The sequence below is a fragment of the Rhodonellum psychrophilum GCM71 = DSM 17998 genome, from assembly GCF_000381545.1.
Taxonomy (GTDB): domain Bacteria; phylum Bacteroidota; class Bacteroidia; order Cytophagales; family Cyclobacteriaceae; genus Rhodonellum; species Rhodonellum psychrophilum.
Genome location: NZ_KB906684.1, coordinates 67,363 through 87,489, shown reverse-complemented (window position 1 = coordinate 87,489; position 20,127 = coordinate 67,363). Strand labels below are relative to the sequence as shown.

20 protein-coding genes are annotated in these 20,127 nt (G+C 38.6%); 11 read left to right on the top strand and 9 right to left on the bottom strand.

Translation table 11 applies throughout. The features are described from left to right. Nucleotides 1-145: 145 nt before the first annotated feature. Nucleotides 146-535: a response regulator gene (locus F824_RS0116850; protein ID WP_026333770.1), complete on the top strand. Its 390-nt coding sequence runs from the start codon at nt 146-148 to the stop codon at nt 533-535. Between the two features lie 254 nt (nt 536-789). Here F824_RS0116850 and F824_RS27555 read toward each other — a convergent pair whose 3' ends face one another. The 3 genes from F824_RS27555 to F824_RS0116835 form a co-directional block, all read right to left on the bottom strand. Next, entirely contained in the window at nt 790-945 is a 156-nt protein-coding gene (locus tag F824_RS27555) for a hypothetical protein (RefSeq protein WP_019599099.1), read from the bottom strand. A 257-nt stretch (nt 946-1,202) separates the two neighbouring features. After that, nucleotides 1,203-2,252, bottom strand: a complete 1,050-nt coding sequence (locus F824_RS0116840; RefSeq protein WP_081625007.1) for an ATP-binding response regulator — start codon at nt 2,250-2,252, stop codon at nt 1,203-1,205. Between the two features lie 94 nt (nt 2,253-2,346). Beyond that, nucleotides 2,347-4,971, bottom strand: a complete 2,625-nt coding sequence (locus F824_RS0116835) for a PAS domain-containing sensor histidine kinase (protein WP_019599097.1) — start codon at nt 4,969-4,971, stop codon at nt 2,347-2,349. Between the two features lie 1,082 nt (nt 4,972-6,053). Between F824_RS0116835 and F824_RS0116820 the strand changes: the two genes are divergently transcribed. After that, the gene (locus F824_RS0116820; protein WP_019599094.1) at nt 6,054-6,818 is read left to right on the top strand and encodes a DeoR/GlpR family DNA-binding transcription regulator; all 765 of its coding nucleotides are present in this window, start codon (nt 6,054-6,056) and stop codon (nt 6,816-6,818) included. A gap of 383 nt (nt 6,819-7,201) precedes the next feature. Here the strand turns inward: F824_RS0116820 and F824_RS0116810 are convergent, their stop codons facing one another. Next, the gene (locus F824_RS0116810; protein ID WP_139189887.1) at nt 7,202-7,411 is read right to left on the bottom strand and encodes a hypothetical protein; all 210 of its coding nucleotides are present in this window, start codon (nt 7,409-7,411) and stop codon (nt 7,202-7,204) included. A 159-nt stretch (nt 7,412-7,570) separates the two neighbouring features. Here F824_RS0116810 and F824_RS0116805 point away from each other — a divergent pair, with 159 nt between their 5' ends. The 4 genes from F824_RS0116805 to F824_RS0116785 all read left to right on the top strand — a co-directional run bounded on the left by F824_RS0116805 (nt 7,571) and on the right by F824_RS0116785 (nt 9,540). Beyond that, entirely contained in the window at nt 7,571-8,206 is a 636-nt protein-coding gene (locus F824_RS0116805; RefSeq protein WP_019599091.1) for an HPP family protein, read from the top strand. 135 nt (nt 8,207-8,341) lie between these two features. Beyond that, nucleotides 8,342-8,809: a GbsR/MarR family transcriptional regulator gene (locus tag F824_RS0116795; protein WP_019599089.1), complete on the top strand. Its 468-nt coding sequence runs from the start codon at nt 8,342-8,344 to the stop codon at nt 8,807-8,809. Between the two features lie 59 nt (nt 8,810-8,868). Next, nucleotides 8,869-9,015: a hypothetical protein gene (locus tag F824_RS27550; protein ID WP_019599088.1), complete on the top strand. Its 147-nt coding sequence runs from the start codon at nt 8,869-8,871 to the stop codon at nt 9,013-9,015. Nucleotides 9,016-9,294: 279 nt separating this feature from the next. Beyond that, nucleotides 9,295-9,540: a hypothetical protein gene (locus tag F824_RS0116785; RefSeq protein WP_026333769.1), complete on the top strand. Its 246-nt coding sequence runs from the start codon at nt 9,295-9,297 to the stop codon at nt 9,538-9,540. 152 nt (nt 9,541-9,692) lie between these two features. Here the strand turns inward: F824_RS0116785 and F824_RS0116780 are convergent, their stop codons facing one another. After that, nucleotides 9,693-9,905 carry a hypothetical protein gene (locus F824_RS0116780; protein ID WP_019599086.1) on the bottom strand — a complete coding sequence of 71 codons (213 nt, stop codon included), beginning with the start codon at nt 9,903-9,905 and terminating at the stop codon, nt 9,693-9,695. 303 nt (nt 9,906-10,208) lie between these two features. On the opposite strand from F824_RS0116780, the gene F824_RS0116775 reads away from it, so the two are divergent. The 3 genes from F824_RS0116775 (at nt 10,209) to F824_RS0116765 (ending at nt 13,049) form a co-directional block, all read left to right on the top strand. Next, nucleotides 10,209-10,700 (top strand): hypothetical protein, encoded by a 492-nt coding sequence (locus F824_RS0116775; RefSeq protein ID WP_019599085.1) that lies wholly within the window; start codon nt 10,209-10,211, stop codon nt 10,698-10,700. Nucleotides 10,701-10,788: 88 nt separating this feature from the next. Next, a complete protein-coding gene (iolG, locus tag F824_RS0116770) occupies nt 10,789-11,802 on the top strand; it encodes an inositol 2-dehydrogenase (RefSeq protein ID WP_019599084.1) in 1,014 nt (337 codons plus the stop codon). A gap of 278 nt (nt 11,803-12,080) precedes the next feature. Then, the gene (locus tag F824_RS0116765) at nt 12,081-13,049 is read left to right on the top strand and encodes a 3-keto-disaccharide hydrolase (RefSeq protein ID WP_139189888.1); all 969 of its coding nucleotides are present in this window, start codon (nt 12,081-12,083) and stop codon (nt 13,047-13,049) included. Between the two features lie 88 nt (nt 13,050-13,137). Here the strand turns inward: F824_RS0116765 and F824_RS26100 are convergent, their stop codons facing one another. The 3 genes from F824_RS26100 to F824_RS0116740 form a co-directional block, all read right to left on the bottom strand. After that, the gene (locus F824_RS26100; RefSeq protein ID WP_019599082.1) at nt 13,138-13,410 is read right to left on the bottom strand and encodes a VF530 family protein; all 273 of its coding nucleotides are present in this window, start codon (nt 13,408-13,410) and stop codon (nt 13,138-13,140) included. A 316-nt stretch (nt 13,411-13,726) separates the two neighbouring features. Then, entirely contained in the window at nt 13,727-14,401 is a 675-nt protein-coding gene (locus F824_RS0116750) for a hypothetical protein (RefSeq protein ID WP_019599080.1), read from the bottom strand. Nucleotides 14,402-14,602: 201 nt separating this feature from the next. Continuing rightward, nucleotides 14,603-15,718 carry a DUF4236 domain-containing protein gene (locus tag F824_RS0116740; protein ID WP_139189889.1) on the bottom strand — a complete coding sequence of 372 codons (1,116 nt, stop codon included), beginning with the start codon at nt 15,716-15,718 and terminating at the stop codon, nt 14,603-14,605. Between the two features lie 782 nt (nt 15,719-16,500). Between F824_RS0116740 and F824_RS26095 the strand changes: the two genes are divergently transcribed. After that, a complete protein-coding gene (locus F824_RS26095) occupies nt 16,501-18,108 on the top strand; it encodes a L,D-transpeptidase family protein (RefSeq protein ID WP_019599076.1) in 1,608 nt (535 codons plus the stop codon). 449 nt (nt 18,109-18,557) lie between these two features. Beyond that, entirely contained in the window at nt 18,558-19,316 is a 759-nt protein-coding gene (locus F824_RS0116715) for a 3-keto-disaccharide hydrolase (RefSeq protein WP_019599073.1), read from the top strand. Between the two features lie 209 nt (nt 19,317-19,525). On the opposite strand, the gene F824_RS27985 is transcribed toward F824_RS0116715, so the two are convergent. After that, complete coding sequence (locus F824_RS27985; RefSeq protein ID WP_019599072.1) at nt 19,526-19,918, bottom strand: hypothetical protein; 393 nt, start codon at nt 19,916-19,918, stop codon at nt 19,526-19,528. Between the last annotated feature and the right edge of the window lie 209 nt (nt 19,919-20,127).

Below are 20,127 nucleotides of genomic sequence, written 5' to 3'. Positions count from 1 at the left end.
GCGTGGGCACAAAAATCAAATATTGATTTGGCCTAGCTTTTGCTAATTGTTCTATACCATTGAAAAAGTAAAAAAAAAATTAAAATTATTTAAAATAAAGTTTAATTACTTGCTTATTTCCCAAAAAGTCTTCAAAAACGCAAACATGCCTGAATCACTTGCAAAAAAAATACTGATCGTAGAGGACGATTTATTTTTGGGTCTGATCACACAAAAATACCTGAGTAAATTGGGATTTGAGGTCGCAACAGAAGTAAATGGACAGTTAGGTTTGGATCACCTACACGCTACGGATAAATTGCCGGATTTGATCCTGACCGATATAATGATGCCCATCATGAATGGTCTTGAGTTTCTTGAAAACATCAAAAAAGATGAAAAATATAAAAACATACCGGTGTATGCCATCACCTCAATGGCTGAGGAATTGATGGAGGACAAAAAGAATATTGGTTTTGAAAAAATCATCATAAAACCATTCTCCTTGTTGGATTTGTCCATAGAGATCAAAACCAAGTTAAAGAAAGAGCAGTGACAAACTTTCACAACATCCACAAGGATGATTACACTCCCGACCAAAAGACTAAGTTTCTCCGTTAATTTATTTGTTCAGTACTGTTTTGCTTCACTGCCATTTCAATTGCTGTCAAATACATATCTCCCAGCGATAACCTTGTGGGAGGACGCACCTTTTGGTTATAAAAATGCCATCTGGTTTTGTAGACCATTTTCCAACTCTTAGCCATCAGCGCAAGAGTTTTGGTAGAGCTATACTTATTTTATGGACCTTTAGAACCTTTCCATATAGATCTTGTCCGAGTCCCGGCCCCTTCCATCCACGGAGACCCTTATCGCATGTTTTTCAAGGTTAGCAATCCACCAAATTGAAAATGTATAAGGACTGCCTTGGTCGGAGTTGCCGGTTTCCTCCATTGCGAACTCCATTTAATATTTTAATTCACTGATAATCCACTAGGTGTTGACTATTCATGACTTCACCCAATTGGTGTCAGGAATTGGTCTCCCAATAGTCTGATTTCCTTGCAGTTTCGGTCTCAATTGGAAACCTAGTGCATATTTCGGGTTCAGGGTTCTCGATCTTTTCCCTGGTTTGTTTGTAATGCAGGCTACTTCTTGGAATACACAATATCACACACTTCCTATTTACAGAAAGTCTATTAAAACCGGGCATACGTAGGTTTTTATGCCTTTCGAAAATCCACCGTAACTTTAAATCTAAGATCTTCCTCAATTTCACATGCGAAAAAAACGCCTTGAATGTGAGCAATTCTTTTACAAATATAAAGACCTAAGCCTAACCCTTGTTGTTCAATAAATGCTCTGCTAATTTGGCTGAAGGGCGCTGGATCATAAAATCCCTTTTCACAAAATACATCTTGCTGATTGGATACACTGAAAACCTCTCCTTCATAAAGGACTTCAATGGAACTGCCGAGGCGCGCAAATTTTAAAGCATTTTCAATGAACTCGAAAATGATATAATTGAAAAACTTCAAGTCAAAAGAAATGGGATTGACGAAATCCCAGCCAATCACAGTCAACTTATCATAATGATCCTTAGCGATTTTCTGGAAAAGTTCTAAATCGAAAACAAAATTTGACGGTGCGAGGGTCAAGGTATCCAGCCGATTGTAAACAGAAAGTTTATTTAAACTTTTATTGATTCTATTTGCAGACTGCCTCCCAACCTGGATCAATTCCAAAAGCTCAGCTTTATCAAGGTCCTCCAACATGGTTTCCATTAACTCAAAGATGGAAAGAACACCTGCCAAGGGAGTGCGAAATTCATGAAAAGTAATTTTCCGATCCTCTTTCAGCGCCAGGTCAAGTCTATACTTCGCCCAAACTTCACGCTTTTTCTTTTTTTCCAAACTGGAATATACTGCATTCCACAATGTATTGGCAGAAACTGGTTTGACCAAATAATCATCAGCACCTTGTTCTATGCCAAATCTTTGCTCTTCCTTGCTGATTTTGCCAGAAATTAGAATCAGTGGCGTGTTTTCCAATCCTACCCTGAGCTTGATTGTGGATAGGAAGCTAAGTCCATCCAATTGTGGCATTGAGATATCAGAGATGATCACATCAAAATCAATATCTTCCAGGATCTCAAGCGCTTCCCTCCCATTCAAAGCAGTCCAAACATTCATTTTATTGTACTCTAAAATTTCTTTAAAATTAGAAAGTAAATCTATGTCATCTTCTATAATTAAAACCTTACTATTCATCATGCTTTTTTAGAAATTAAAGATTACAAAAATATTTATAACAATAACTCCATTTATAAATTAAATGAGAAATACAATAAACTAATTTACTCCAAATTTAATTAACATGTAGAATAAAGGTTGTTTTTTGATTCACTACTGAATCAACTTTAATTGTATAGTTTAATTTTTTACATATTTCCATAACAATGGATAAACCAAGACCTGTTCCTTTAACAGAACCGCTATTGGAGGCCCTGAAAAAAGAATTAAAAACCAATGGAATTTCTTTTTCAGGTATTCCCAGCCCAAAATCCGTAACTTTAATTATTTTTTGATTTGCACCAAAATCAACTTCAACTAAGCAGTCCTTATCACCACCCGAAAATTTAATTGCGTTGGTCAGAAGATTATTGATAAGGTATTCAAACAAAACAACATCTGTTTGGAATTTAAACCCCGATCCTGCCCTAAGTAATTGAATTTTTCTGCCCGATAAAGTGGAATTGATTTCGTCTATAATATTTTCAAGAAACTCGTCCAAAGATACTTTCTCTAAATTAAGGTTTTTATCCGTAAAGGATGTCCTTTCCATTATAAGAATATCGTCCAACAGCAATACAATTTTATTGAGTTGTTTGGAGATTTTAGAAGAATGATTGAGAACCTTGTTCCGGAGATCTAGGTTTTCAATTGAATCTGAATGTATTTCAATCATATCTATTGAACTGGATGCCACTGCAATTGGCGTTCTAAATTCATGAGAAGTCATTGAAATAAACCTAGATTTAACGAGATTTAGCTCTTTTTCTCTTTGGAGGTTTTCAAGGGTAGAGACCATCCATCTTCTTTCCGAAGTAACGTCCTGAATAATTCCTTTCATATAAAAATTGGAGTCCGAAGATTCGAAAACTCTTCCAATTATCCTTGCCCACCTGTTGGGCGATGGATGCACCTTCAGCTTAACGACCCTGTCAAAATAGTTCTCCTCTTTAGATGCTTTTACTATCAGATTATGTAATTCGGTTAAATCTCCAAATTCGAACAAATCGGATAAGCTGTGTTTGTTATACCCCTGATAATCTGCCGGAAACCCTAAAATAGTAAGAGCGATACTAGAAATCACCTCAAGATCCATATTAAAATCTTGGTTGATTTTCAAAGAGAAACTCCCAATATTGGCCAGTTTGTAACTTTGATTCAAGAGTTCAATTAAATTTTCTTGTTCTCTAATTGATTTTTTCAAAACACTTAAATCTTCAAGGAGAATGGTATATTCTCTTTCATTACACTCAAAAATAAAATAAACCCTTATATGGAGATCGCCATTTTCAAACTCCAAAAAATCATTTCCATCCAAATAACTTTTATTTTTTACTGAATACCTATTCAGAACAGAATTTATAAGATTGACCAACATGTTCTCACCATATAAACCTATAAACTGTTTGACTCTATCATTAGACAGCAAAATATTTCCGGAATTGTTTACAATTAATATTGGAAGCGGAGAATTCTCAAACAAATTCACATATCTTCTTTTTTGACCATCTAAAAGAGAAGAAAATCGATCTCTTTTTCTTTTACCGATTATATAAACTGTGAAAGTTATAAAAATAATAAAAATTATAAATAAATATATACTACTGTATAATGAACTCAGATATTGCCGATTTCTTAGTTCTATATTTTCTTTGACTCTGTTCTTGTTGACAATTACGCTAAATTTGAATTCATTATTATCATAAAAATTTAACCCCTTGTTGATTGACTTGAGTTCTAAAAATTTTTTCATTTTACCTTTTACATTCGAAACATCATTCTTAGTGATATTTAAATTAATAAGGTCGATAAAAACTGAATCAGAATAATTTTCTGCATAAGAAATATAGGGGTCGTTTTTAGCATAGTTTAAATAATATTCTGAAGAATCAAAATCATCCAAGTGATAAAATACTTTACCCAAATAAAAAAGAGTTTCAATGAAGGCCGTTTTATTTCTATTTTCTTTTAATTCTAAAGATTTTCTCTTAGCTAAATTCAAATCATCAAGAGCAAGATGATATAATCCGGATTGAATTAATATTTTGGCGCGTAAATTTAAAAAAAAGATGTATAGGGATATGTTTTCTTTAACACTCTCCTGATGGATGGCTGAATCCACAATTTCTTGAGATTTTTCCCTTTTACCATTTTCAAATAAAATATTGGCATAATTGTACGCTGTCACACTTATTCGTTCAGGAATACCCTGTTTTGCAAAAAAATCAAATGCTTTTTTAAAATGAAACTCGCCTTTATCCCGCTGATTAAAATCCCTGTAAATATGACCATAAGAAATATTTGCATCTGCCAATCCAACCGAATCATTCATTTCCTCAAACAGTTCAATTGAAAGCTCCAGATATTCAATACTGGTCAAATAATCTTTTTCCAGAAATGTGACGATGGAGTTTAACCGATAGGAATCCGCTTGCCCTTTTTTATAATTAATCTCTAAGGACTCAATCAAAGCCTGCGTAGCCAAATCTCCTGAAGTAGACCTTTCAATATATGCCAAATCCCTGGCAACCAAAATAAGAGAATCAATTCTTGCTATTTTTTCAATCTCTTGATTTGACCTAATAGAAAAAATCATGACAAAAAAAACAGAAGCCAATATTAAAAAACCTGCGATGAAAAACCCTTTATGAAATTTTATTTTTTCTTTAATTCTTAGAAAGATGCTTGATTTTTCATTCATTAGGAATGCAATATTTTTTTTCAAACTGTTATTTATAAATTGAAAGCTATAAAAAAATAGTGCTGATACCTTTTTTTTGCTTTTAAAAGTAAATGAAGTGTGCTGTATTTAAATTCAAAACCTTAATCTATTTTATGAATTAAAATTAAACAAGGTTTATATATCAATAAACAACATTTTTTAATTTTAATTCAAAATAACAAAAGGTCGTTTTATGGACATGCACCATAAAATCCAAGTAAAAAAAGTTTTCACCTTCCAAAACAACTTCTCTTAAGTGAGTTCAATGGTCTAGCTTTATTACTTCCCCAAAATGAGGCCGGAATTTGATTGGGAAAACCTTTTAGTTTGATCTGAAAGGAAAAGTCTTGATCCGAATTTCAACCCGAATTTCAAGACATCGAAAAAGTAACGTAAACATCAAACTTAAAGCAAGTTAGATGGAATATGCATTGGATTTTCTAATGGGCTTAAAGATGCAAGAAAATGCGGCTATTTGGAGAAAAAGGAATCTTACGAAATTGCGAAAATTAAAAACAATGAAAAAGCCTGATTATAGAGCAATTTCAGGCAGTTATGGAGGGTTATGCCTAATGGGGGGTTTAACCCGTTCTATTGTTGCGAATGCCTCTCAACACTTTATATATTCGATAATTAATTAGTCCTTTGTTGACTTATATTGACTTCATCATATCAGTGTCAGGAATTGGTCTCCCAATTGTATGATTTTCTTTCAATTTCAATCCCAATTGGAAACCTATTGCATATTCCATCTAACTTAATCAAGTTAGATGCCCTACGTTACTTTTCCGCTGTCTTAGAATTCGGGTTGAATCCAGCCCAATAATGGGGAATATCGGTTTGGCAAAACCTTCTGCCTTCAAGAAAAGTCTCCAACAGACCCAACTTGATTTTCAATTGCTTTTATTTTTTACAACAAAGAAGCAAAAAGAAATGAAAAGAAATTAATTTCGTTTCAAAATGGTTTAAAATTATCTTTAAGTTTGCCCATCCTTTGGTTTACACTTGAATACGTCTGAAAAGAATATCAAGAAAAACCTTTTCCCTTTGAAAAACAAAACATGAATATCGCAGAAAGACATAAATTCATTTTGGATAAACTCAAGGAAGCCGGAATCGTGAGTGTGGCCGAATTGAGTAAAGCGCTTGACGTCACCATGGTAACCATCAGAAAGGATTTAAAGCTACTTGAAGACAGAAAGCTGCTTTTCCGATCTCATGGCAGCGCCACCCCCACCTCCCCTTATGTCAACGACAAACCGGTGGACGAAAAAAAGCTGGTCATGGTGAGTGAAAAAGACAAAATTGCTCGCCTGGCAGCCGAACTTATCGAAGACGATGATGCAATCATCATTGGTTCCGGCACGTCGGTGACTGCTTTGGCTAGGGCGATTCCAAACCAAAAGAAAGTCACTGTACTGACTGCTGCCTTGAATGTGACCATCGCCCTGATGGAACATCCAAATATTGAGATCGTCCAGCTCGGGGGGATCGTCAGAAAGAGCAGTTCCTCCGTTGTGGGCCATTATGCAGAAGAAATGCTTGCCAGCTTCTCCTGCAGCAAACTGTTTCTCGGTGCAGATGGCATCAGCCCAGATTTTGGCCTGACCACCTCCAACATGATGGAGGCCCACCTCAACACCAAAATGATCAAATCCGTCCAGAAAGTAATCGTACTGGCAGATTCCAGCAAATTTGGACGAAAGGGATTTGGTAAGGTCTGCGATGTCGATGACCTGGACATGGTGATCACAGATGCGGGAATTCCGGATATCTACAGGATCAAGTTGGAGGAAAGGGGAGTCGAAGTGTTGATTGCGGAGTGAAAAACAAATTGCTTTCCCCCTTGAATTCCCTTATACATCATTTCCTGTAAAGCAAAAAGGTAAATTCTCAATCAACCTTGGCTGCAGGACTTCTAAATGAACCCATTCAGAAACACCAAAGCTTTGCCCCAATAAAAATTGTATTTCCCCCCATCATTCATCCAACTGTCTTTGACACCCAATCAAAAAGAATGAATTGCCATTAAACCCGTTTTATGCATTACGAACTCAACACAAGAGTATAATTCACAGATAATCAATTAGGTATTGACTATTTTTGACTTCATCCTATTGTTGTCAGGAATTATTCTCCGAATAGTCTGATTTTCTTTCAGTTCAATTCCAATTTGGAAACCTTTTGCTTATTTCGGGTTAAATCCGTTTTATGCATTTCCAATCCCATTCCATCCTAAAAACACATCATAACCAGTCTTTTGTTTACTGTTTTTGACTTCACCATTTTGGCACCATGCCCTACTCCCTAAATGATCTGATTTTTTTGCCGCTTCAACACCTATTGGGAAACCCATTACATATTTAGGGTTAAAGAGGCCAATATTGCATATATTTTCAAATTGACCGGAATTGTTCACGGTATTTAAACGCATATTGATGAATCAGAAACATCCGCGTGAAATATCCATAAATCCTCAAATGAATAGGGATGATACGGTACCCACTATCTAAATGCGTGGGAAATTCTTTTTTCATCTCCTGCTTTTTTTAAGTTTGGATTCCAATCATCCAAACAGATGGCCTCCAAAAAACTAGAGAAAGGATTTAGAAAAGCACGCTTCATCGTATACAAAGACACGAGTCACAACCCAATAGACAACCTTTGGGCTTTTTTTGGTTCCCTTCTTGCCCTAAGTGGAATAGGGTTGCTGCAAATCGGATCCAACATGGATGGAACCCTGGATTATTTGTTTCTGATTGGCGCTTTTGGTGCCACTTCGGTTTTGCTCTTTGGCGCCCCCAACAGTCCACTGGCACAACCCAGGAATATGATTTTCGGAAGTCTTCTTTCAGCGATTATCGGCGTTACCGTATATGCCCTATTCCATAATATCGGGTATTTTTGGTTTTCCTCAGCATTGGCAGTATCCTTGTCCATATTGGCCATGCAATTCACCAAAACATTACATCCTCCAGGTGGTGCCATTGCTTTAATCGCAAATATTGGTTCAACGGAAATCAAGGAAATGGGCTATTGGTATGTGGTCAACCCGGTTTTGACCGGTGTACTCCTACTTTTTTCGATTGCATTGGTGTTTAACAATATCTCCAAAAACCGGATATACCCTTATCGGGAGGTAAACATCCGAAAACTCAGCTACATGCAAAAGGTGCTGTTTTGGCGACCGGTTGTTGAAAAAAATGAAAAATGATCGGTTTTTTCCAACCCGTTCAGCAAAGGCCAAATCAGTTTTCAGAAATAAAATTTAAAGCTGGTTCTTTTTTTTGTGAACAAACAAAACCTCCCTACCTTTGACCCCCTGAACCCACTCATATTCACTGAGAGAATGGCACAAATCCTAAACGAAAAGCAAAAAGAACTCATCGAAAAAATCGGAGTCATCCACGAACAACATGGCATGCAGCCATTGATGGGGAGAATTCTCGGACTTATTTTGGTGATCGAAGAGGCTGAAGTAACTTTTGACGATATCGTAGCGCATCTCAATGTCAGCAAAAGTGCAGTGAGCTACGCACTAAATTTTCTGCAACTCCAAAGGTTTGTCATTTACAGGACTAAACCTGGAGAAAGGAAGCGTTATTTTTATCTCGATATCGAAGACTGGGACCAAATCCTCAAGAAAGAACTTTGCAACGTGGCGGACATCAACTCTTTTTTCAAAGAGGTCATCGAATTAAGGGGAAATGCAAAACCCGAGTTTAACAACAAACTCAAAGATCTCTGCGAATTTCTTGAATATCTGAAGGAAGAAATCCCCCTGATGTTTGAAAGATTCAAAAAAAACAAATCCTAGAAAAATTTGATTTATTAGTTCTTTTTTTACTGAACTTTAAGAATAAACTACTCAAAACAATGTCTACTAATGTGTTGAAGAAATATTTGCTAAGCTTAGGGCTGTTTTTCAGCCTACCGCTGCAAACGCTCCTGGCCACTCCCCAGCGGGAAATTTTGCTGGAAGGCACCCCGATCAATCAATTCGAATCTGAAGGGTCTGCATAAGTTTGATTTAACCCGAAATATCAAATAGATTTTACAATAAGGGTTGTACAATAAGGGCTGAAACTAACAAAAAATCAGACGATTAGGAGAATGAGATAGCGTTTCGATTTGGTGAAGTCAAAAATAAAACAACTCACTGATTCTTAACCAATATCCGGTTGAATTGAAATTGGCAATGCACAACACGGTTTTAGCAACAAGCACATGGATATTTCAGGCAATCTTGTACGGGTTGTATGCTCCTTGGCTCCTACAATCAAATATTTGACAAAAATGAAAATGAATAACTATACACAACTCCGGAAAATCATTCAAGTATTCCACCAATATGGGATCCATTTGTTTGGGAAAAGAAAATTCGATAACCTATACCATGACTTGAAAATGGAACCCATATTTGTGATGGGACTTATTTTTGAGCTGGAACTGGCCTCCACCATGCAGCTAAATGATGAAGATGCTTACAGTGCCCAAGTACCTGCCCAAATCATCCAAAAATTGATCGGCGGTAAAGAGAGGCATTAACGTTTTCTGGGAACATCAAAAAAAACCTAACTGGCTTTAAGAAAGCAGTTAGGTTTTAATTGGGTGATGACTAAAAATTGGGTGATTATAAATTTCCTGAACGACACTCCTCAAGTTTATTTGAGGTGCTGGAGGGATTCAGGAGAAAGGGTTCAAGCAACTACTTTTCTGGTTTCTAATTTTTTTGAGGTAAAATAAAAATACATAAATCCAAATTGCGGAACCAGTATCAACAAGCTCGTGGTAAGAATGGATCCTGCCGAAAATCCAATTTCCAAACCAAATAATTTCATTCCTATGGCGATAATGGCTACAGAAAAGAGTGCAAAAACATTGGCGAAAATTAATTTTGTCTGATTTTTCATGGTGATCTATTGCTTTGGATATCAATATTTAATTCAAATATGCGTTAAAAAATGTAGTTTCCAAACGCTGTTATTTTTAGAAACAATCTATTCTATCCGTCTGAAATAGAACGAATTAATAATTTTTTTTTATGCATTTCATAAATTGCATCTCAATATTTAAAAATTGCATTTTACCATTTATTTTTGCACTTCTTGTTTTTTTAATCCAAAAAAAATAATTGAAAATAATTTCATGTTTTTATAACCGCTCCTCAATTTTTCATTTTTGTGAGACCATATATTGGCTAATATTGATTTGCCATGAACAATTTGACACGCCTTTACAATTCACTTCTTCTCCTTGGTTTACCAATGATCTTTGCTTGTTCTCCTTCCGAAAAAACAGCAATGGAGGAATACTTGGTAGAGGAAACAGAAGAACAAAACCCAAAACCTTCGACAAGTCCAAAAACGAGCTTCAACGAAGAAAATTGGTCAACCGATTATTCCAATATCCAAGTATCCATCGGTGAGATCCAATTGGTAAATGAGGCGTTTGTCGTCGAGGTGAAGGTCATGACGAAACGAGAAAATTACCATATCGAAATCCTTGGCAATCTTTCGGACGGAAAAGGAAATATTACAGGATCCCGAACGGATTCCTTTTATGGACCGGATAGTTTTGAACACACCTTTCGCTATGAAAAAGTAGAGGGGTTTCTTCCGCATTTGTTATTGCTTTCGATTTACAATCCCATTGATGGCAATTGGAACGACTTGACTTTTACCTATTTTGACATTAGAGAAGAGTAAGAGTCCGCTCGGGAGGAAAACACAGAAATCTTATTGACAAGAAGAAAACTTTGGGATTGAGGTATTTTTGACACAAATCAGTACAGCAATGAGCGAATCATTAAAAATAGGAATTATCGGCTTGGGCCGCATGGGCAAAATTCACCTTGGAAATCTTTGCACCAAAATTATGGGCGTGGAAGTCATTGCCGTGATGAATCCTTCCCAAAAGGGATTGGCGATCGCCAAAAGATACAACATCCCCCTTACGACCACCAATGTGGATGTCATCTTTAACCATCCCAATATCGATGCAGTGGTCATCTGTTCTCCAACCGACACGCATTCCGATTATGTAAATAGAGCCGCAATAGCAGGAAAAGCTATCTTTTGTGAAAAACCGCTCGATCTTTCGTTGGAGAAAGCTTTGCATACGCTCCGGATCGTCAAGGAGGCCAAGGCCCCATTGATGATGGCCTTCAATCAGCGCTTGGATCCTACTTTTGAAGAGGTGAAAAACAAGATTATGGAAGGGAAGGTTGGTCAGATCCATACGATACATATCATCAGCAGAGACCCTACCCCACCTCCCATTTCGTTTATCAAGCATTCTGGCGGTTTGTTTATGGACATGACCATCCATGATTTTGACATGGCCCGCCACTTGGTCGGCAAGGAAGTGTTGGAAGTTTTTGCGAAAGGCTACAATCTATTGGACCCGGAAATCGGAGAGGCAGGCGATATCGATACAGGAATCATCCTGCTTACCTTTGAAAACAACATCACTGTAACCATCGAAAACAGCCGAAAGGCAGTGTATGGCTATGATCAACGCATCGAAGTCTTTGGATCACTGGGCATGATACAGGCGAATAACCCCTTGAAAACAAACACCGAATTTTCGGATGAATCGGGAACGCATTTACCGCGAAACCTGGACTTTTTCATGGACCGGTATCTGGTTTCCTATCAGCGGGAAATGGAGGCTTTCATAGATGCCCTGAAAAACAAGACGCCAATGCCCATCACGGGAGAAGATGCTCTGCATGCCATGAAAGTAGCCATTGCCGCCAATATCTCTGTCCGTGAAAACCGTCCCGTGAAAATCAGCGAAGTGGAGTAGAAACCTGAAAACAAATAGTTCATTTTCCTTTTCAGGTATTTGTCATTTTCAAATTTCTCTTTGGTACAGGAAATATCTAACCACAGGTTTTGAATGCCAAAATTGCGCTCTCCATTCTTTTCAGAAAAAAACTGACCTTGCCTATTCTACCTTTGTCCTAAAAATCCGTTATTTTTGATTTATTCAGCTTCATAAAAATAAACCCCTAAACCCGAAATATGTATTGGGCTTCCTGATAGGTTTGAAAATGCATAAAACGGGATAAACGAAAAACACCTATGAAAAACCTTGATTTTTATTGCTCTTTACCACGCATCGCAACACTGATGTTGATGGGTATTTTCCTGTTTTTCAATCCCCAAAACCTGACCGCACAGTCAGAAAGCAAGGATTTCATTGGCCCATGGGACCTTACCTTGGAGATGAACGGAAAATCCGCGCCTTCCTGGCTGGAGGTGAAATCATCCGGAATCAAGACATTGGTTGGTCATTTCGTAGGAAATGATGGCAGTGCACGACCGATTTCCAAGGTGAATTTTGAAGGAGGCAAGATTTCCTTCAGCATTCCTCCACAGTGGGAAAATACAGACAAGGAGCTGTTTTTCGAAGGGAAATTGGAAAATGGAAAACTGATCGGGACCATCGATCACCCGACGGGAAACAAATATCCATTTGTGGGTGAAAAAGCTCCCTTATTGGAACGAAAAGCCAAGCCAACTTGGGGGGAACCCATCAATATATTCAACGGAAAGGATCTTTCCGGTTGGCATGCCGACAAAACAGTAAACCAATGGCTGGTGAAAGAGGGCATCCTCAGCAGCCCAAAAGCAGGCGCCAACCTGATCACAGATGAAAAATTTGAGGATTTTAAGTTGGTGGCTGAATTCAGGTATCCAAAAAACAGCAATAGTGGGATTTACCTCAGGGGAAGATATGAAGTACAGATCGAGGACAATCCTGGTACACCTCCCTCCTCGGTATATTTTGGCGGGGTTTATGGATTTGTGACACCAAATGAAATGGTCGCCAAATCAGCCGGCGAATGGCAAACCTTTGAAATCACCCTAATCGGCCGCAGGGTCACGATCATCGCCAATGGCAAAACCATCGTCTGTGACCAAATCATCCCGGGAATCACCGGTGGGGCCTTGGACAGCAAGGAAGGCGAAGCCGGTCCAATCATGCTTCAAGGCGACCATGGCGTGGTCGAGTTTAGAAAATTGGAATTGACAAAAGGAGAATATTGAATAGACATTTAAAAAAATGAATTCTAGAGGAGCAACCCAAGCGGTAAGCTCCTCTTTTTTGCTTTTCACCTAAATTGGAGAATTTGTTTTACAAATCCCTTTCCCTGCGGGCCTCTTCCCTCTCAAGGGTTCTGAGGTACAGGTCCTCTACTTTTTTTCTCGCCCAATCTGTTTTTCTTAAAAATTTCAGACTGGAATTGATGGAGGGATCATGGGTAAAGCAGCGGATGGTGATCCTTTCCCCCAGTTTTTTCCAACCATATATTTCCACCAAATAATCCAACATGTCCACCAATCTCACGCCATGCAGCGGATTGAAGGGTTGGTGTTTTGGGTCTAGGTTTTCCTTGTCTTTTTCCATGCCCCCAAAGTTAGGAATAATTCAACCCGAAATATGCATTGGGATTCCAAATGGGTTTAAAAGGGCAAGAAAATCAGACCATTTGGAGAATACCGTTCAGCACCGATCTGGCAGAGTCAAAAAATAAACAACCATTTGTTTATCAAGTATTTAATGACTAGGGCAGGATTGAAAATGCATCGCACGGAATCAAAAAATTGTGGTGGGAGAAATGCAAGAGGGAATTAAGTTTGCCTGAGCATTCTCTAAAATCGGCCATGCCCGAAGCCAAAAATAATCAGTTTTGAAAATCTTCCCCTAGAAAAATGTATTGCTCTTATTGCCCATTTTCGCTTTTCATCATGTCAAGGAATCGCTCCATCATCAGGTCATCTCCCTTTTTGAAAGCCGAACGGACGGCGATATTCCCATGAACCGTACGCACCTTTTCAAGCAAGACTGGAGCATCCAAATTATTCGACAATAGAAAATCACTTACCTCCTGCCCTCTCTTTCCCGCTTGACTTCCTTCAAAAGCAAATGGAGCAGTCACTAAACATCTCAAGCTGTCCTCATTTTTGCGGTGACACAGTTTCCCCGCCAGGGAACGGCAAAGGACAGAACCGCTGAATTTCCCAAGCCCTGCGATCAAAAGCACCATGCCTTTTTTTCCCTCCAAAAAATCAACAATCTCCGGATCCAATTCCCGATCCAACTGAAGTTCCGTTTTCAAAAACCTGTTTTCCTCAAAACAATCATAAACTTCCAAGGGAGGATAAAACGGAAAAAAACGTGCATTTTCCGGCATCTGATCAGGTTGTCGGTCAGAAATCAACGTTATCGAAGCAAGATTGTATCCTTGAAGGTGATCAGCCACCCAGCGGGAACCGACCGTCCCCAAACCCACGACATGGATTTCGCGGAGATTATGCTTGGATCTGCTCTTCCCAAATGCTGACGCAGGAAAAGACAAAGTGAGGGCAAGGGCTTTGAGCAGGTTGCGTCGTTTCATGGTTTTTTGGTGATTTTGTTATTCATTGACAGTTGATCTTTCGAAATAAAAGGGCTGAACTGAAGTCCAAATTATCCAAAAGGACGGGGAAACAGAAGGAATCGAAATATATTGACACCAATTGGCAGAGAATTGATGATTTTGAAAATATACCTTCCTGACCTATGAAAAAACCTGATGGTGAATGTCAAATTCGAGAGGTCAGGATTGGAGTAATTTTTGATAAATTTTAAGGGTTTTGGCAAAATCACGGGCTTTGGAAGCATTGCTAAAGCTGTACGCTTCCTTCAGGCCTGTTTTGCTTTTGATATTGATATTGCCGTAAAGACAAACCGGGATCTGGTAATTTTCTTTGAACCTTCGGTCGGGGCTGCCATCTTTGTTGGCCTTTGCCCATGATTTCCCAGTGATCTCCGCATCTTCAGGGATTTTTTCTTCTTCTAAAAATTTTTGGGAACTGTACTCAAAGTCAATTTCACGAAGATCCAACAAACCAAAATTCTTCTCTGAATCGACGATGGCCATAAAAAGCGGATAAACATACAGATCACCCCCATTGGCATTTTCAAAATGCAAGGCTTCATATTTCGACTTAATGATTTCAAGATTTCCAAAATCAAAATTCACCTCCACCCGAGTGACGGTTTGGGTTGCCGCAGAACGGCTGCCTGGAAAATTATTGGGAGAAAACGAGGTGATGTCCCAGATTTTAGCACAGGTCAAAAGAGAAGTATATCTGGAAAGCAGTGATGTATACGCCGATTCGATTTCTATGTCCGTTTGCATGTCAATGTTGACAAAGCAGCCAGCAAGTTGCTTTTCCAGGTCGGCTAAATATTCCATCTTTTCATCCCGATTATTTCTGAACCATTTGATAAAAAACCCGATAATCAAAAAGTAAGAAATGACCAAGAGTATTTTGCTCCACTTCAAGCTTGATCCCGCAATTTTGATTTCTTGAATCAATTCGTTTTTTTCTTCGTAACAGTTGATCAAAGTCTCCTGAAGCCTTTTTAACCCTTCCGTGGTGGTGGTGGATAGATTCTCGGCTAAGGGTTGTTGCTCCCCGCGCATTCCATTCCCATCCTCCAAAAAATTGTTTGAAAGATTTCGGCTTGCGGGCGAATGTGGAGTTGTTTTCTCACCGACTCTCTTTCGGTCATAGATCCCGGTACCGGGAATCCCCGTGTTCAAAAATGTTCCCTGCTTGTTAAAATTTAAGCTAGCACCCGGCACTCCGACCGTGGTACTGATTCCTGTCTTGCTAAAATTCAAGGTAACCCCCGGAAACAAGCGTACTCTTCTTTTAAACCTCATGGTCTTCAAGTTTAATGGTTGAAACAATTCCTCCCCAAACCGCCCCTCTCCCAAAATTGCTCAGGAAAAGCCTATCGTGGTAAGACCTCCGAGATCAAGGAGTATCAAACCAGAGACCGATTCTGAAATGCCCGCTCTACACCACAAGATAGACCGGGCAGGAGTATTTACCAGAGACAAAAGGTAGATGTTTTTTCTAAAACCAACCTTAAAAATCCTGAGGAACAAGTAAACGTGTTTGGCACGAGAAGCTAAAGCCTGTAGTTTTTTTCAGATGAAACTGAATCTTTCCAGAAAAAGGGAAAGAGTAAAATCGTTGGGAATAAGTGTTTTTGGCAGGGGATAAGTTTTGTGGGGACAATGTTAAAGCCAAATAAACATGATTGATCAAAAATGATGTATGGTGACGAATAAAAAACCCCACCTAAATTCTTAATGAGGGAGGAGTGGAAAACTACTTCTCGGGAAATTCCTGATCCGGACTGGGTTCTTTCACCCTATTGTGTGCATAGTCTTATTCAGCATCTTTGTCTTAAGCTTTTGTTCTCCTTTTCAAAATCTTCCCAAGTTTAGGGGAATAAGGGGATGACGGAGGCAATTGCTGTTATTGCGGTCACTATTAATTTTGAGCTCATCATTTTTTTAATTGAAACAAATAAAAAAAATAAGATTGGATGAGACGCCTATACTCACTAAAGAATTAAAAATACACTATCCATCCCCTACCTTAAATTCTAGGCACCACTTTTGCAAGCGCAATAAAAAAATTATTCAACAGATTTATGAAGTTTAGAATTGTCTCTGTATTTGCCTTGGTCGCACTTATTTTTTCCTGCGAACAAAAACCCTCCCAAACAGAAATTGCCGAAGTCCTGGAATCCTTGATCGATGTTTCGAAAAATGATTCCAGCTTGGTTGATGCCTATCGTGAAAATGAGTTCCAACCTGTTTGGACCCAAAGCGGCGGGCTAAAGAAAGTAGCTGAAAATTACTTGGAGGCCTTGGATGAAGTGGTTTTTGATGGTTTGGAGAAAACCGACTACCTCACCGAAGAATTGGCTCAGCTTATTGAAGCTTCCAAGAAATCAAAGGATCCTATGGTTTTGGCCACTTTAGATCTTGCGATGAGCAAATCCTTCCTGACACTTGCCTCCGACCTGAACATCGGTAAAATAGATCCGGGAAAGCTCAACATCGAATGGAAAATGGATCGCAAAATCCCCACGGAAAAATACAGCGAGGTATTACTTGCCATCGCTGGTGGTGAATCGCCGGAAAAAAGCTTGGCCAATCTTAGACCCGACAATTCCGAGTACAACAAATTGCGTGAGCAATTGAGGAAATTAATCGCTGAGCCTTTGGTCGACTCCTTGCAAGTGAAAAACTTTGAAGGCAAAATCGAACAAGGCGATCAACATGAGGCCATACCTTCCATCCGGAAAAAACTGGCTTTTTGGCAGGAACTGAAATCCGAAGGGACCGGAAATGTCTATTCGGAAGATATGTTCAAAGCGGTAACCCATTTTCAGAAGCGCCACGGCTTGATCGATGATGGTGTCATCGGTGGGGATTTTATCGAAGCGATCAACTATGGCCAAGCGGATTTGATCACCAAAATCAAAGTGAATTTGGAACGTTGGAGATGGTTGCCTGATTTTACCGAAAACGACAAAGACAAGGTGATTGTCAATATCCCGGATTTTCGTCTTTTCTACATCCAAAAATCTGACACCATCTTGACCTCAAAAGTTATCGTTGGAAAAGATTACAGGCAAACCCCTGTGTTTAAATCAGACATGACCTACTTGGTACTTAGCCCAACATGGACACTTCCGGAAACCATCCTTTGGGAAGATGCAATTCCTTCCATCCAGAAGGACATCAGTTACTTGGACAAACACCAAATGAAAGTATTGGATTTTGACGGAAACGAAGTCAATGCAAAGAAAATCAATTGGAAAAGCCTGAAAAGCAAAGGAGATTTCCCTTATATGATCAGGCAGTCACCCGGAAAACTGAACCCATTGGGTCAAGTGAAGTTCATGTTCCCAAATGATTACAGCATTTATATCCACGATTCCCCTGCTCAAAGCCTGTTTTCCCAAGACGAAAGGACTTTCAGTTCTGGCTGTATCCGAATGGAAAAACCCAAGGAATTTGCAGAGCTTTTGTTGGCGGAAACCGATGATTGGGATGCGTCAACGATTTCCGATTCCATGAATTTGGAGCAAGAGAAAAATGTTAGCTTAAAGAAGAGCCAAGAAGTCTGGATCCTTTATGTTTCTGTTTGGGACATCGCTGGAAATGTAGCCGTCAGAAAAGATGTCTATGAAATGGATAAAAAACTGGCCGCTGCCATGTCACTTCCTGTATCAACGTTCTTCTTATAAAATTCACTTCTCTAGTTCTCCCTTTTGGAAACAGAGAATTACTGAATGCAAAATTTGATTGGCTTCTGGATATCACTTTTAAGTGGTATCCAGAAGCCTTTTTTTGAATCAAATGGTACTCCTAGTGCTTTTAGTATGCTTACTTTCCCCCTCCTTTTTAAGCGCTCCTTTTTTGGAAAATCCCCGGAAAGCAATTCAATTTTCAATATTTCTTATCCTCCAAATAACCCCGAACCCGACAAATAATTGTTTCCTTCATGGATGAACTTGCTTTCTCATGCAGGGCATTTGCTTTGTGAATTCTCCTTTTTGCTTCAAAATCGGGATTCATTTTTTGATTCCAGACATTTTTCAGCTTTCTTTCCAGAACAACCACGCACTTGAAAAAAGTTAATCCATTATCTCACATGCCAAACTCAAAATCAAACCACCTTTTGTTTGCACTATTAATGTCCATCACCTTACTGGCAAACCCATCGTGCTCATCCACTGCTGAAGAAAACGATTGGATTTCCCTTTTCAATGGCAAAGACTTTGACGATTGGACAGTGAAATTTCACCACCATGACGTGGGGGACAATTATGCCGAGACTTTCAGGGTTGTGGACGGTAACCTTCAAGTGAACTATGACGGTTATCAAAAATTTGAGAACAGATATGGCCATTTATTTTACAATCAACCTTATGGTTCTTATCATTTCAGCCTTGAATACCGTTTTACCGACCAATGGATGGAGGATGCACCTGATTATACTTATAGAAACAGCGGGATCATGTTTCATTCCCAAGATCCAAAAACAATCCTGAAAGAGCAGGATTGGCCTATTTCTGTAGAATTTCAACTGTTGGCGGGTTTGGGTGACGGGAAACCCCGACCGACAGGCAATATGTGTTCTCCGGGTACTGAAGTGATTTTTGAGGGAAAGATGGATCCCCGACATTGCATTGACTCCTCCTCGGACACCTTTGAATGGGACCAATGGGTCAAGGCCGACCTGATTGTTTTTGGGGATTCCCTCGTAATTCATCTGATCAATGGAGATACGGTCTTAAGATACACACATCCTCAAATCGGTGGTGGTGTGGCCAACAACTATGATACGGCAATCAAGGAGGACGGAAAAATGTTACAGGAAGGATTTATAGCAATTCAGGCGGAAGGACAAGGAATCGAATTTCGGGAAATAAAAATAAAAATATTAGAGTAATGTTTAACCCTTGTAACACTATCCCGAAAAGTTTGCAAATAGATTTTTGATTATCCAATATTTGCACTTTACCTTATTCTCCGAATAGTCTGATTTTCTTGCAGTTTCAACACCTATTCGGGAACCTAATGTGTATTTGGGTTAAATCATGAACACCCTTTCTATTTTAAGAATGCCACAGGCCAGATTTCTGTAGTTTCATTCGAGGTCTACCCAAATCTGTCCAGAGGTCTTTTTGATTTGAGATCCCTTACGACCAAGACCCAGTCCTCCTCCAACTCCAGATACCCATAATCGAAACAGTAGATGTATTTTTTGCTTTGTGAATTCGTGAATTCATGTGTCCTGAATTTAAAATCATACCCTTGTCGAAGCAATCGGTCTTTCGGAATACGAACCGTCTCGACTCCATCCTCCAAGATGTTGTCTAAAATCTTCCAGTTGATATTCAATTGTCTGAGGTAAACTCCCTTTGATGAGTTTTCATCAAATTTTTTCAGGTTGTTGAAAGTATTCCTGCAATAATCATCACAATATTTTTTATCAGACCTTCCCCGGATGATTTTATTACAATTCAGGCAATTTTTATCTTCTATATACATAAAAATGTATTTTAAATAAATAAATTTAAAATGATCAAGTAAATAATGGATTAAATTTAATTGTTACATAAGTCAAAAAAAATACCCAATAGAGGGTATTTTTTAGTGTTTTTGCTGCTATTAAAGGAGATTTTTCTGGATAACTGCCAAAACACAAAAAATTCTCCCTCTTTCAATGAGGAAAATTGAAAAAATTCAAGCGTTAAGAT

Coding starts and splice junctions, on each gene's coding strand:
- F824_RS0116850 (WP_026333770.1), top strand. CDS start 146: ATGCCTGAATCACTTGCAAAAAAAATACTGATCGTAGAGGACGATTTA.
- F824_RS27555 (WP_019599099.1), bottom strand. CDS start 945: ATGGAGTTCGCAATGGAGGAAACCGGCAACTCCGACCAAGGCAGTCCT.
- F824_RS0116840 (WP_081625007.1), bottom strand. CDS start 2,252: ATGATGAATAGTAAGGTTTTAATTATAGAAGATGACATAGATTTACTT.
- F824_RS0116835 (WP_019599097.1), bottom strand. CDS start 4,971: ATGAATGAAAAATCAAGCATCTTTCTAAGAATTAAAGAAAAAATAAAA.
- F824_RS0116820 (WP_019599094.1), top strand. CDS start 6,054: ATGAATATCGCAGAAAGACATAAATTCATTTTGGATAAACTCAAGGAA.
- F824_RS0116805 (WP_019599091.1), top strand. CDS start 7,571: ATGGCCTCCAAAAAACTAGAGAAAGGATTTAGAAAAGCACGCTTCATC.
- F824_RS0116795 (WP_019599089.1), top strand. CDS start 8,342: ATGGCACAAATCCTAAACGAAAAGCAAAAAGAACTCATCGAAAAAATC.
- F824_RS27550 (WP_019599088.1), top strand. CDS start 8,869: ATGTCTACTAATGTGTTGAAGAAATATTTGCTAAGCTTAGGGCTGTTT.
- F824_RS0116785 (WP_026333769.1), top strand. CDS start 9,295: ATGAATAACTATACACAACTCCGGAAAATCATTCAAGTATTCCACCAA.
- F824_RS0116780 (WP_019599086.1), bottom strand. CDS start 9,905: ATGAAAAATCAGACAAAATTAATTTTCGCCAATGTTTTTGCACTCTTT.
- F824_RS0116775 (WP_019599085.1), top strand. CDS start 10,209: ATGAACAATTTGACACGCCTTTACAATTCACTTCTTCTCCTTGGTTTA.
- iolG (WP_019599084.1), top strand. CDS start 10,789: ATGAGCGAATCATTAAAAATAGGAATTATCGGCTTGGGCCGCATGGGC.
- F824_RS0116765 (WP_139189888.1), top strand. CDS start 12,081: ATGAAAAACCTTGATTTTTATTGCTCTTTACCACGCATCGCAACACTG.
- F824_RS26100 (WP_019599082.1), bottom strand. CDS start 13,410: ATGGAAAAAGACAAGGAAAACCTAGACCCAAAACACCAACCCTTCAAT.
- F824_RS0116750 (WP_019599080.1), bottom strand. CDS start 14,401: ATGAAACGACGCAACCTGCTCAAAGCCCTTGCCCTCACTTTGTCTTTT.
- F824_RS0116740 (WP_139189889.1), bottom strand. CDS start 15,718: ATGAGGTTTAAAAGAAGAGTACGCTTGTTTCCGGGGGTTACCTTGAAT.
- F824_RS26095 (WP_019599076.1), top strand. CDS start 16,501: ATGAAGTTTAGAATTGTCTCTGTATTTGCCTTGGTCGCACTTATTTTT.
- F824_RS0116715 (WP_019599073.1), top strand. CDS start 18,558: ATGTCCATCACCTTACTGGCAAACCCATCGTGCTCATCCACTGCTGAA.
- F824_RS27985 (WP_019599072.1), bottom strand. CDS start 19,918: ATGTATATAGAAGATAAAAATTGCCTGAATTGTAATAAAATCATCCGG.